Here is a 13,920-nt window from a genome sequence, read left to right as displayed (position 1 = left end):
TTCACCTTATGAAAAAGTCAGTAACTTTAATTTTGTTAGAAAAAAGAAAGACTAACCCTACACAGGTTTTTCTTGCTGTAATCAGCATCAATGCAAGTGAGCTAAAGCAATGATTCTTTAACACGCCGAAAGAGCCTTTGAAGTATCGATATCTGAACTCAGCAATGGGATCGCGATGGCCAATTAGGTTTGAGTTGCTAAACCATATATATTTAGATAACAACATTGCTCTAATGGCAAAATCAGTATCTTCACCACCATTATTTTCACTGCCAACACCGAAACTCTCATTAAAACATCTCAATTCAGCGACAATCTGACTTTTATAAATAGTGGTGTTTGAAGACGCGTTTTGAACCAATTTATAAGCAGAATGCTTTTCAATACCACCAACAGCATCTATCGGGCTGGAACAAAACTTGGTATAAAAAAGGTCGCAATCATTGGTACTTACTAACCCTTCAAAATTGAGCCAAAAACTCGTAGGATACCAGCAATCATCATCGGGAAAGGAAATGTAATCATAATCACTAAGAAGATCGAAAACTCTCTCGATAATAAAATTTCTTGCTTTAGATAGTGAAATGATATCTTTAATGTAAAAGTGTTCGGCACAATAATTATCATTATTAGCGGGTTGAATCATTTCAGTCTGAGTGTAGTTTTGAAATAAAACAGCATGAAAGAAGACGGCCTCACTACTTTGCGAGTGCAAGCTATTAACTAGGCGTTTAAAGTCTGAGTAGTTAGTTTCATTATAAACGCAAGTAGTTATAAGTAACACTTTCATAAATCAATACCTAAATAATAAATGGGTGAATCAATAACAAAATCTAGAAAACTACCATTATATATATATGCTGTATAAGTAAGCTTCAGGTTGAAATAGGTAAAGCCTAAGATCAAACAAGAAGTAAAAATACTTAAATTAGCATTTTTGTAATATGAGAGCTTAGTGCTGAAATAATTAAAGATGATAAAATAGTTAAGCCACTTAAAAGAATCATAAAAGGTTAAAAATCTTAGAGGTAAAAAAGAACTAATATGACAAAACATCAGAGCAATGAATAACACCACTAAAAAACGGTAAACATTCCTATATTTTGAGTCATAAAAAAATACAATTATCCCACTAAAAATAAAAATACTAAAATCAATCAGTTTAACAACTAGACCTCTTGATTTATCTTCGAGATCTTCATAGTGACCACTAAGGTTAAAGTATACAGCAACATAAAAAATAGATAACAACACCGTTGCCGTTAGTAATAGCTTGTATGATATGTAGTTAATATTGTACAAACAAAACAATAATATTAGTGCGGCCATCAAAACCGTTGAATTATGAGTAAACACTGAAACAATAGAGAAAAACAAACAAAACCATGGCTTTTTTATATACATAAAATAAAAAGTCAGCACCAGAAACGAACTGGCCACCTGTTGTCTGATTAAATTATATGCATTACCAAAATCATAAAACACCAACATTTGAAACAAAACCAAAGAGCAACATATCAAGACATTTACTTTTTCGCGCTTACAGATCTCGATAATCACAAAGGTTGGAATCAGATAAATCACACAGTGTACCCAGAGAATATAAGCTGGATAATATCCATTGGTCGCTTTACTCGAGATATAAACAAAGAAATGATACAGGGGCTCACTTGCTTTCAATGACACGCTAGCCAGATCATCTTCAAAAGCATTAAAAAAACCTAATTCATAATCTGAAAAATTAGTAAAGTAAGTATAATACCATTCTAGGTCGTTACCCTTTACGAAAAACTCCCGATTAAAATTGATTAAAATAAAGAAAAACACAAGCGATATAGGTAGTAGCTTTACCAATTTATAGTTGTGAGTATAAACAATCAAAAAAGCACAACAAAGAAATGATAAAAAAGGAGTAAATATAGAAAACAATATTAAAACAGCAAAAACAAATGAAAACTTAACATTTAGAATACTATCATCATCGCTATATGATAAGTGACTATCCACAAGTACTCCTTGTTAATTACTATGTTTTATTTTATAAGCCATTCTTTTTATCAAGAAAGGTAAGCCTGTTACGGTTTTCAGTGCATAAAAAAATGATTTACCATTAATAAAAATAGCATTACCATCTTGCTCTATCGAATACAAAAATCTTTTGGTACCAATAAACCTTTTTTTAAAGGAGTTGAGTCTTGGCATCACTATATAATAAAAACAAAGATATTTTTTCCTATATAATATAATCGCTTTCAATCTCTGATACTCAGCATCGTCTAAATTAAGACTGTTGAGTAACTTTTCTTCATATTCAAATCTAAGCTTAACCGTCTGATAAGAACACGGTGTATTTGAAATTCGATACTCATCATGATCCACATGGATAAATGTTGGCTGCTTAAAAAACAGCACACTTAGCTTGCTTAAATGTATTTTAAGGATTAGCACATGGTCTTGGTATTTTTTACAATTATCAAAGCCACCAATTTGCATCAATGCTTTTTTTCTGCCCATAACCATAGGAGTATAACAGTTACCATCTTCGAGTAATTCAATCGGAGTGGTTCCCTTGAAGTGGCAGAAATCTAACTGATATTTTTTCCCATTAAACTTAGAGTACATATCACTGCAACAAATATCGTACTCGCTGTGCTCATTAAAAAATTGAAGTTTAGCTAAGGTTGCTTCAACAAGCAGCATATCGTCATCATCTAAAAAAGTGACGATTGAGGTTTTGGTTAATTCAACCCCTTTATTACGTGCTATACAAGCGCCTGAATTATCATTTAAAGCATAATATAATAAGCGGCCATTAAACTCAGGGGCTACGTTATCTATTAGTGCTTTAGTTGAAACCTGGTTAGGTGTATCTAGTCCATTATCATCTATCACCACAATTGATATATCTGGATGCTGACAAGAATGTATTGATTTTAAAATCTTTTCAGCTCTGCCATAAGTAGGGATCACCACGGTCAACTTGTTAACATCATTGTCTTTATCCAACATACTACCTACCTAACACGTAATGAGTCATCCAACTATTACTACTTAATAGTTTATCAATAACAATAGAGCCTGCGATGCCTGCTGTAAGCCCAACCATAAAAACTAAACTCGTATTTAATACATCAAAATAATTTAAAAAAATCCGGCTTGATGCCGTAAAGAACACATGGAACAAATAAATAGAAAAAGAATAAACTCCAATGTACGAAAGCCATTTCATCTTTATTTTCAATAAAAACAGAGTAAAACAAAAGCTAAATCCAATGCCAATTCTTAATGCTCTGTCATCGAAGTCAAAGTATAACGATAACCCGTAAGACACCAGTATCGCTAAACTAACAGTTAACATTTTTTGCACAGCAGAGGGGAACCTTGAGTTCATCATGCCAAATAAAAAGAATGGTAATAAGTAAAAAAAACCATCTAAAGATAAATAGTTAACATCAACGCCTAAAAGGTAAATAACGATAGAAAGAACCAAAATAAAAACAGACGTTAGATAACTATTGAGCAGATTAAAAAACTCAAACAAAGTAACTAAACAAAAAACTAAAAAAATCGCCTCTAAAAACCAATAATGGCCGACAGGAATAATATGCATAAGCCAAAAGTTTATCGTTTCTCGATTAGTCCCTGGCACATAAAACTGTAACAAAGCAAACAAAGTTCCAACCGTTAGCATAGGGTATAGCAATCTTGCCGTTTTCTTTTTTAAAAAAGGAATAAAATTGCTTTTTAAGGGTCTCATACCATATATGAGTCCTGATAAAAATGAGAAAAGCGGCATACGAATATAAATAAACACATCATTAATATCACGTAATACGCCTGAGTCTATTCTCATTCCTTGCGTAGATGAAGATCCAATTACGTGATAACTAACTAACAATATACATGCCAACCCCCGTAACGTGTCAATTTCAAGCTTTCGACTAGCCAGCATAATTAAATCCTTATGTTAAAGCATCTTACGAAAACAAATTTCCTATAAATCCATTTAAAAGATAAATATTGTTCATTAAAATAATGCTATCAACTAAAAATTATCATTTCACATTCATATAAAAACAAAATAGACAATGAGCAATAAAATGAATATTTTTTATACTTGCTACTCTTTGAAGAATCTACAACGGGTTTAGATAAAATCCTGTTTAAAATCAATCTTGGATTCTTAATATAATTCTTATATGACTGGGGAAAAAAAGGTAAATGACCTTTCGAAAACGCAAACAAGGTCGACAAAGCCAAAGGGGGATCTATTTTATCTCCTGCCAATTTAAATACTGAGATAACTGAATGATTTACGGTATTTATTTTTTCATTTATTATGTAGGATGACTCTCTCAAAGCCACCTCAACTCTAGAAGAAACAACCTCTTTTGAACGGTTAACAGTTAAGGTACCAACACCTCTGGTCACACAATAAAAAACTTCATCCAACACACTAATTTTATTCGCTTTACTCCCTGACACTAAAGAGAACATCACATCATTAGATGCTAAAACCTCATCAAAGCGAACATTTTTCTCAACTAAGAATTTACGTCTAAACACCTTGCTCCAGGGGACATAAAATTTATAGCGGATATCTTCACATTCAGACTGTAAATAGTTATCAATCAATTTAGCATATCGAACATGCCTGTCTGACTTTTCTTTTTCAACCAAACAAAAACTGGTTGGTTTAAAGTAGCAAATGTCACAATCTTTTTTAAGACCAGAACAGATAGTATCAAAAGCATTATCTACAAAATAATCATCGGAATCAGCAAATATGATAAATTCTCCTTTAGCATGCTTTATCCCAATATTTCTTGCCGCGCCAGCACCTTTATAACCTGATTCATTAGTCAGCACAGTCAAGTTTTCATAATGCTTAACCATAAACTCATCTATATAGTCAGTCACTTTCGAATGACTATTATCATCTACAATTATAACTTCCACATAGTTTTTGGAAGGTATTGTTGATAACAATTTATTCAAACCATTGATATTGTTATAGTGAGGGATAATGACTGTATATTTATAACTCATTTGCTAAGCCCTTTACCTATCTTTAATAGTGCTAAATAAACCATTAAGAACCCATTCAAATAAAATGCATATTGAACATGTAAAGTAAAACGGAGAAAAATTAAAATAAATCACTGACTGACACCAAATATTAATAATCAAAAATTAGTCGCTAATACAAAATTTGCAGCTAAAATAATTACACTGCTGATAACCCCGTAGGATATCGTACCAAATACACTTGACAGGCCTGAAGGAAAAATATGTTTACTCATTAGCAGGTAGCATTGAATAAAATTAATTGTAAAACTGATAACTATTAACCAACAAAGCGTTTCTAAACCACCTAAATATACCCCGATAACAATGGCACTTACGCTGGTGATGGCATGGTAAAAGCCGCATTTCAATAATAAATCTGCTCTACCCGCAGCTTGGTAAAAACCACCACTTGAACTAATCACCACTTGAGTTGGAATTGAAATAGAAAGAATTCTAAGCAATATAGATACATCCCCCCATTTATCACCAAGTAAAATGAACACGATTTCATCGGCAAAGATACATATTAATATTCCGACTAAAGCACCAAGCAATGACATATATTTAGTAAACTTTATATGTAACCGTTCAAATTCAGGAGGGTTTTCTCTAAGCTCCTTCATAACAGGTTGTATTGCCGGCGCCATTGCAAATGTTAATATTAACAGTGGGTATCTCATCAATCGATAGGCTTTATCGTATATCCCTAGGCTTGTTGCACCTAAGTACTTACCCACTAAGATATTATCTAAATTTTTTGAAAAGTAGTTTAAAAAATTAAAGCCGGCTTGATCCTTTGAAAAAGCCAATATTTTTTTAACATGGCCTAATTCTCGGCCAAAGTGCGGAATACCTTCTTCTGTATTCTTAGCGGCAAACAGTATCAAAATATATCGAAAAATTGAGACGACCAAAGGCTTTATCGCTAGCGCCCATATAGGTTCAAAATAGTCTAAAGTGAGCAGTAAAAACACAACGGAAATGATCTCTGCTATTGCTTCACATCGCGCTATGGTAATAAATTTTTTCTCTCGGTTTAGTGCAGACATCGGCACTATAACCGAGGTGTTAAACACAATACTAATGCCAACCGGAATAACTAAATATTGATATATGTCATCACCATAAAACCAAGCAATAAGTGGAGATATGATAAAGAAAATTACAGAAACCACAGCACCCAAAACCCAAGTAAAACTGTAAATACCATCGCGCATCTGCGTTGATATTTTGGATTCATTAATTAAAGCAGGCCCAAAACCCATCTCGCTTAATAGGGCAAAAAAAACAGCAAATACTTGAATAACAGCAAATATACCAAAAGTTTCAGGTGTAAATATTCGCGCTAGTATCATCATTGATAGTAACTGCACTAAATACACTAAGTATCGACCTGTTACGCTATAGAGCATTGAACTAGCTAATTTTTTCCCATTTGAAATTTCAGGCATGAATCACTTTTAGTCCTTTAACAGTACCGAGGTTAGTTGCTCTTTCGTTTCAAATATTCACAAAGTTCCAAAGCGACTAATAGTCATTGCCAAACAAATCTCGGGTATAGACTTTTTCTAATACATCATTTAAATCGGCTGTAATTCGATTAGATACAATCACATCCGCACTAGCTTTAAATGCTGCTAAATCTCGGTACACTGGTGAGTTAAAAAACGTATCTTGCTCCATAACAGGTTCATAAATAATCACTTCTATGCCTTTACTTTTAAGGCGCTTCATCACGCCTTGAATACTTGAGGCCCTGAAGTTATCTGATCCTGACTTCATGATTAATCGATAAATACCTACAGTGTTAGGGTTTCGCTTTAGAATAGAATTAGCAATAAAGTCTTTTCGAGTGGTATTAGAGTCAACAATTGCTGTTATCAGATTATTTGGCACATCAGCATAGTTAGCTCGCAGTTGTTTAGTATCTTTTGGTAAACAGTAGCCGCCATAACCAAAAGAGGGGTTATTATAATGATTGCCAATACGAGGGTCTAAACCTACTCCATCGATTATCTGCTTGGTATCTAGGTCAAGGGATTCTGCATAGGTGTCTAACTCATTAAAATAAGCCACTCTTAAGGCTAAATACGTATTTGAGAATAGTTTGACCGCCTCAGCCTCTGTCGACTCGGTAAACAAGACTTTGATATCTTGCTTTAATGCCCCTTGAACCATTAACTCAGCAAATATTTCAGCGCGTTTACTCTTCTCTCCCACAATTATTCTTGAAGGATATAGATTGTCGTACAGTGCTTTTCCCTCACGTAAAAATTCCGGTGAGAAAATAATGTTATCGCAATTTAACTTTGCCTTTATCCGTTCGGTATATCCAACTGGCACAGTAGATTTTAAGATCATCACAGCGCTAGGGTTAATCGAAGTCACTTGTTCAATAACCATTTCTACAGAAGAAGTATTAAAATAATTTGTTTGAGGATCATAATCCGTAGGAGTGGCTATAATCACAAAATCAGCACCTTGGTAGGCGCTGACTTTATCTAAGGTCGCTGTAAAGTTTAACGATTTATTTGCAAGAAAATCTTCAATTTCAGTATCGGTAATTGGCGACACCTTGTCATTGAGGAGGTTAATTTTGGACTCAATAATATCTACAGCAACAACCTCATTGTGTTGAGCAAGTAACATAGCGTTCGATAAGCCAACATAACCTGTACCAGCAATTGCTATTTTCATTTAAAACAACACCCCTTTTAACATATAAGTTAATGTTTTGTGGTAAATTTTATCGGTAAATTCAAGAGCAAAAAATTATAATTCCACATATCTCTAGATGGCTTTAGCCACGCTACCGCACTGAATTTTAGCTTCCAGATTGCTATAAAAGTTATGAATAATTTAGCTAATAATTTACAAATTTGATTGGTTGTTAGGCCGCTTCAACTTTCAAATCCAACCAGAAAACTTAGCAACAAATGAAAGTATAGACACTCACATGAATCTCGGTACAAAGTATGAAAATCAAAATTGATCTTCATTAAAGTCTACGCCATCTAAGTTAATCGGCTTCATCAAGCCCACTTAACAATGATGTTACATTGAAGCATACATGAAACCCCTGTCAGTTTTTTGAAACCCTATAACCTCAATTCAAAAATCAACCTAAAGTAGCCTAATTACTCACCTCGGTATCAAACTAAGTACTATTACTGCGAACCAAGAATAGTACTTTAGTATAGGTCACCCTTGCACTTGGTGGATCCTCAGAGCTTAGAACGCATCCATCTATGCCTGAGGCTGCTGTATTTTGGTGCAATGTTAACTTTAATAAACACCAACCACTTAGGGGAACTAAAGCTAGCAACAACAAAAAACGATTAAATACAATAACTAAAAATCAAAATTAAGCGTGTTAAGTAATAATTATAAAATAAGGCCATTAAATCGCCCTAAATAGCTGTACATAATTCAATCAAGATCCGTGCCAAAAACAAAGCAAGTTAGTAAGTACCAACAAACAATGTAACAATTTTGCAATAGTTTAGTCCCTAGAAATCTCGGAGCTTAAACTTAGCACACTGCATGAGGCACCTAATTAAATACGTCATTATATTGACGATCATTAAGGCCAACTTCGCTATGATGAAATTTACAGATCCCTTATTGCACATTTTTGCTACAGTTTTAGCATCTCTATGGATAGGTTGGGTGAGAAAATTAATTCATTGCGTGTTGATTTGAATTGGCAACGCTATTGGCTGTTAATACCAATAGTGTTTTCTGCTGTTTGCTTTTCAACAATGAACCACAATATTTTTTCTGGCGCGTTTTTTACTCAAATTGAACTAAAATATGGACTTAACAGAATCGATGACTTTCATAAGTGGCAATCAATTATTGAAAAGGGAGCTGAGTTTTCTGACAGTGAACGCTTGCACTTGGTTAATCAATTTGCCAATCGACATATTAATTTTGTCAGCGATATCGAACATTGGAATAAAAATGATTACTGGGGGACACCGATAGAGTCATTGGGCACTAAAGGTGGCGATTGCGAAGACTTTGCAATTTTTAAGTACTTTACTTTAAAAGCAATGGGAGTCAGCGAAGAAAAAATGCGCTTAATGTATGTTAGAGCGTTATTAATTGACCAACCACACATGGTACTTATTTATTTTGATAACCCTAAGGCCATGCCCTTAGTATTAGATAATTTGACAACAAGCATTAAAAAATCAAATCAACGGACTGATTTAAAACCAATTTACTCATTTAACAGTCAAGGTTTATGGTTAACAAAAGCCCAAGGGTTAGGTTCTACCAGGCCAACTAGTAGCCGTACAGCAAATTGGACCGATTTAATAACTAGAATAGAAAATGGTGAGTAATTATGGTCATATGGTTTTGGAGCGAATAAATGGTTAAGAATGGAATGTCGTTAAAATTACAGTTATTTCTACTTATCAGTTGCTTGTCTATTCTCAATTTTGGTTTTGGTTTGTATAACAATATCTCCAGTATGAAAGGTTACCTAAACAATCAACTTGCTTCTCATGCTCAGGGAGCTGCGCATAGTTTAGGGCTTTCAATTTCACCTTACATGCATGAAAAAGGGCTTGTTGTTGCTGAAACAATGACTAATGCTATTTTTGACTCGGGCTATTACCAAGTAATACAATTTTCAGATAATGACCACGCAGTACAATTTCAGCGCACGAACCCTTCAGTATCCTTATCAGTTCCATCTTGGTTTATTGCACTTTTTCCGTTAAATCCACCGACAATGAGCAGCGAAGTTAACGATGGTTGGCGTGTAGCTGGAACCTTAGAGGTACAATCACACGTCGGTACTTCCTATAATAGTTTATGGCAATACGCATTAACTTCACTTAGCACGACACTAGTCCAACTGTTAATTGCCCTACTAATTGCGTATTTCATTTTAAAAGCAGTTTTAACACCACTAAAAGCCATAGAGCAACAAGCCAATTTTGCGGCAAAAAAACACTTCACAACTAACTCAATTACCCCTTTCACTACAGAGCTTAAAGTTGTCGTAAATGTTGTTAACCGGATGGTTGAAAATATTCAACGGGCTTTTAATGAACAGACTACTCTTGCCGAAAGCTTAGCTAAGCAAGCCTATATTGACCCCCTAACCGAACTACCCAATAGACGTTCATTATTAAAAAAATTCGAATCTATTCAGTCTCAATTTGAACAGCATGGTAATCGGTCTTACTTAGCTTTAATATCAATGTCATCACTAAAAAGTGTTAATGATAAGCAAGGCTATGCTCATGGTGATGCCTATATTCAATTGGGAGCTGATGTCATATGCAAACACCTTAAATCAATGCATGATGCACAACTTTATAGAATTTCAGGTTCTGAATTTGCTTTGATATCACCAATGACAGAAGATGCTATAAAATTGGTCGATAAGAACTTAACTGATATTTTAGCGACTGAAGATAATGAAGAGTTTGAGTATGGTTTTGCCAAGTATGCAGTTACATGCATTGAGCCCCATGAAATGATTGTCGATACTCTCAAACGGTTAGACACGCAATTAATTGCAAATTCATATTTAGATAAAACCACAAAATTAAGCACTCTTCAGCCTAAAAACAATCACTCTCGTGAAGAATGGACTCACATTTTAACGCAATTTACCGAATATTTTATCAACGAACTTAACCACTGCAAAACGGAGGATTTAGCGCTTAAGTGCATCCCTTTAGATAAAATTTTTGATTTAATGCTTCAACCTGTCATTGGTAATAATCAATCAATTATCTACGTGGAGTCCTTTGTTCGCTTTAAACTCGAGGATGAAACTCTTCCCACAATTGAAGTGTACGCAATGGCTGATAAATTAGGCATATTACTCGAACTTGAACAGGCAGTAACTTGCTTCATTTTTTACAAATTAAGACACATAAAAAAAACGCGAATCGCTATTAACATTAGTAATAGTGCATTACAAAACCCGATATTTACCCATTGGCTATTCAATTTATATCAAAAATCACAAAAAAATCTTCCACCACTTTTGTATGAAATTAATGAGTCGAGTGTAATTCTTTCGTTAGACTCTACAAGCGCATTTATTAACACAGCTAAAGCATTAAATATTGGTATCACCATAGAGAATTTTGGTGCCAATTTAAATTCATTTCACTATATACGTAACTTAAATGTTGATTTTACAAAGATTGATCCTTGTTTTGTACATGATATAGATCAAGCTGACACACGCTTTTTTGTCCAGACAGTTACCCAAATATGCCATGGTATTGGATTAAAAGTCATCGCTGCGCAATTGGAAACACCAGCCATGATAGGCATTTTTTCCAATATCCATGTGGATGGTCTTCAAGGCAACTGTTTGTATGCTGTTCAAAATTTGACTACTCTTATACCAGTGACATTAGATAGTTCATGGAGCTGTACTTTACAACTCAGTGACTTTTGTCCCCCATCAAACCATGAGGCAGAATAAATGTACCCTAACAAATTAACGCTCATTTTGATTGCTGCAATATCTTCAACGGCGTGGTCAGCAGGAGCATATGCTGTATCTCAAACAGATTTTACCAATGGCGTTCAGACAGCTGCGAATTCAGGGACAAGTTTAGCTGATTACACGCTCACTCAAATGAAATCATCACCTTCAGAACAAACCAATATCCTCGCTTTTGCTTTACAGGCGACTTTTGGCAAAACCGCAACTATATTAGAAGTGCTTAGTGCTGCACAAACTGCAGGAATGAACGCTGATGATGCATTGGCTATCGCTATTGCAAATGGTATAGACCCTTCAATTGTTGCAGAGGTCTTTGAGGAGACACTCACTGCCAGTGGTGGCACATTTGGAGCAGCTCCAGCGCCTGGTGCTCAGGGTTTCGGTGGTGGCTCTGGTGGTGGTGGAGTAACGGCTTCCAGCAACTAATTAGTGTTTATCAAGCACCCTTGCCTTTTATAAAGAACTTGGGTGCTTTTTTATAGCTATTATTAGTTAAAAATAACCGCGATTAAATTTAGCTCATTAACGAGTATTTGTTGCTTAAACTGCAATGAAACCCTACAAACTCATTATCATGCAAGGGGTTGGACGTATATAAAAACAATGGATTATTGTTTATTTCTAGCTAATCCTTTCAGCTAACAAACTCTCAACTAATCCTCTCAGCTAATAATCTGTTAGCAAATAATCTGTTAGCAAATAATCTCTTAGTCAGCAATCTATTACCTAACAAACTCTTAGCTAACATGCTCTTATATTGTGGCGTTAAATGACTTACGTAAAGAAAGCGTACTAGCCACTAAATATGGCTTTAATTAAAGCTCTGACTCGCCATTCATTTTCCTTATCAGCCAATCCGGTAAAGCATGCCAACCACCATAATGAGGCGAAGCGTCATAGTTTTCATCACCTGATTGCCAGTTAATACTGCCGTCTTCTTGTTGAGTTACATGCCAATAAAGCAATTCTTTATTGGCCAGTAAGTAATGCTCTAACGTCAAGGCGAATTCTGGGCTCTTGATTAACACCCCAAACTCAATATTTAAAAAATCTGAACGTGGATCAAAGTTCGATGATCCAATGTAGGAATATAAGTCATCAAAGATAAAGGTCTTATTATGGTAATAAGTATCACTATGGTAAAAATGATCACTATTTTTAGCATGATCTTTATATTCATATAAATCCGCCCCCATATCTAATAACAGTGGGCGATGCTTTTCAAAGTATGCCGGCACAAACCCCGAATCATTTGATGCCGATGAATTTGTGATTAAAGTGATCTGTGCATTATTGGCACTAAGCTTTTCAATAATGGTAAATTTATTATCGGTTGGAATTAAGTAAGGCGTTGAAATTACGGCTTTCTTGGCATCATTCACCGGATCAGTCATTAGATTTTCAACTCGACTTCTAAAATATGGCTTACTGTCTTTCATCTTTTCAAGCGAATCAAAGACAGGTTTCACAACAGCTGCGGTATAACCCACTTCTGTTAAGCTCTGCACTTGCTGATTAATCGCATTCACCACTTGTTGGCGGTTTTCAGTTTGTTGCCGATAAGTTTTTTCAAACTCGGTAAATACTCCCACCTGCTTCACTTCTACAAGCATTTCGATTGGGATCAAATAATCAGTGCCCCACAGCCCATCAAAATTCGCTTCAAAAGCCTTAATGACGTCACCTTTAAAAATGACATCTAAATCAAAAAAGTTTGCCTCAGTGCTATAGCCAAAGTAGTCATCGCCAATGTTTCTGCCACCTAAAATCATATTGTGACCATCAACGTTAAAGTACTTTTCATGCAGGCGATTATCCAGCTGTTGCTGATGAATTTGAAAGTCCATCGCACGGCCAATCCAACCCATTTTTCGAGAGTCGAAAGGGTTAAAAATACGAATATCGATATTTTGATGGTGGGCGAGCTCTGCAAGCCACTTTTCATTAAACACCAACAAGTCATCAAGGGTTACTCTGACTTTTACACCGCGATCGGCAGCTTGCTTAATTTCGGCAAAAAGCATTAATCCCGAGGTATCTTTATTCCATGAGAAGTAAGTCATATCAATAAAGCTTTTGGCTTGACGCACTAGCTCAATACGCCTCGCTAAGGCTTCTGGTGCAGTAGGGATTAAGTACAAATCAGCATGGTATTTTTTCGAGTCCCAATCCGCTTGAAAACCGTCCTCAACCTCTGGGTAAGACGTTGCGCAGCCAGTCACCACTATGGTAACAATAATAAAGCTAAGTACAGTTAGGCACTTAGAAATAGAATGCATGTTCATTGATATACCGTCATTATGGTTAAAAAATTACGGCTAGCAAATGCTAGCCGCCAATCAAAGCGATAAAGATAAAGC

At 35.1% G+C, this 13,920-nt stretch carries 11 protein-coding genes; 3 read left to right on the top strand and 8 right to left on the bottom strand.

Annotation, left to right across the window (positions count from 1 at the left end):
* Window position 1: 1 nt before the first annotated feature.
* From AB4160_RS10050 to AB4160_RS10020, 7 genes are all read right to left on the bottom strand, one after another.
* Window positions 2-790 carry a glycosyltransferase family A protein gene (locus AB4160_RS10050; RefSeq protein WP_102439082.1) on the bottom strand — a complete coding sequence of 263 codons (789 nt, stop codon included), beginning with the start codon at window positions 788-790 and terminating at the stop codon, window positions 2-4.
* Complete coding sequence (locus AB4160_RS10045; RefSeq protein WP_102439084.1) at window positions 787-2,007, bottom strand: EpsG family protein; 1,221 nt, start codon at window positions 2,005-2,007, stop codon at window positions 787-789. Before AB4160_RS10045 ends, AB4160_RS10050 begins: the two co-directional genes overlap by 4 nt.
* Before the next feature lie 12 nt (window positions 2,008-2,019).
* Window positions 2,020-3,009, bottom strand: coding sequence for a glycosyltransferase family 2 protein (locus AB4160_RS10040; protein WP_303410619.1), 990 nt, complete (start codon window positions 3,007-3,009; stop codon window positions 2,020-2,022).
* Between the two features lies 1 nt (window position 3,010).
* On the bottom strand, window positions 3,011-3,952 hold the full coding sequence (locus AB4160_RS10035) for an acyltransferase family protein (protein WP_371999506.1): 942 nt from the start codon (window positions 3,950-3,952) through the stop codon (window positions 3,011-3,013).
* An 89-nt stretch (window positions 3,953-4,041) separates the two neighbouring features.
* Window positions 4,042-5,049, bottom strand: a complete 1,008-nt coding sequence (locus AB4160_RS10030) for a glycosyltransferase family 2 protein (RefSeq protein WP_372004473.1) — start codon at window positions 5,047-5,049, stop codon at window positions 4,042-4,044.
* A 137-nt stretch (window positions 5,050-5,186) separates the two neighbouring features.
* Complete coding sequence (locus AB4160_RS10025) at window positions 5,187-6,521, bottom strand: lipopolysaccharide biosynthesis protein (RefSeq protein ID WP_372004470.1); 1,335 nt, start codon at window positions 6,519-6,521, stop codon at window positions 5,187-5,189.
* 76 nt (window positions 6,522-6,597) lie between these two features.
* On the bottom strand, window positions 6,598-7,767 hold the full coding sequence (locus AB4160_RS10020; RefSeq protein WP_102439094.1) for a nucleotide sugar dehydrogenase: 1,170 nt from the start codon (window positions 7,765-7,767) through the stop codon (window positions 6,598-6,600).
* Between the two features lie 968 nt (window positions 7,768-8,735).
* On the opposite strand from AB4160_RS10020, the gene AB4160_RS10015 reads away from it, so the two are divergent.
* Genes AB4160_RS10015 through AB4160_RS10005 form a run of 3 tightly spaced genes read left to right on the top strand, consistent with a single transcriptional unit; the run spans window position 8,736 to window position 11,986 of the window.
* Entirely contained in the window at window positions 8,736-9,419 is a 684-nt protein-coding gene (locus tag AB4160_RS10015; protein ID WP_241901123.1) for a transglutaminase-like cysteine peptidase, read from the top strand.
* 29 nt (window positions 9,420-9,448) lie between these two features.
* On the top strand, window positions 9,449-11,536 hold the full coding sequence (locus AB4160_RS10010) for a LapD/MoxY N-terminal periplasmic domain-containing protein (protein WP_372004467.1): 2,088 nt from the start codon (window positions 9,449-9,451) through the stop codon (window positions 11,534-11,536).
* Window positions 11,537-11,986, top strand: a complete 450-nt coding sequence (locus AB4160_RS10005; protein ID WP_372004464.1) for a hypothetical protein — start codon at window positions 11,537-11,539, stop codon at window positions 11,984-11,986.
* A gap of 389 nt (window positions 11,987-12,375) precedes the next feature.
* Here the strand turns inward: AB4160_RS10005 and AB4160_RS10000 are convergent, their stop codons facing one another.
* The gene (locus AB4160_RS10000) at window positions 12,376-13,845 is read right to left on the bottom strand and encodes a phospholipase D family protein (RefSeq protein WP_372004462.1); all 1,470 of its coding nucleotides are present in this window, start codon (window positions 13,843-13,845) and stop codon (window positions 12,376-12,378) included.
* Window positions 13,846-13,920: the final 75 nt, after the last annotated feature.

The organism is Shewanella sp. 10N.286.51.B8, from assembly GCF_041469325.1.
Lineage (GTDB): Bacteria > Pseudomonadota > Gammaproteobacteria > Enterobacterales > Shewanellaceae > Shewanella.
This window is presented reverse-complemented; position numbering and strand designations above follow the sequence as displayed.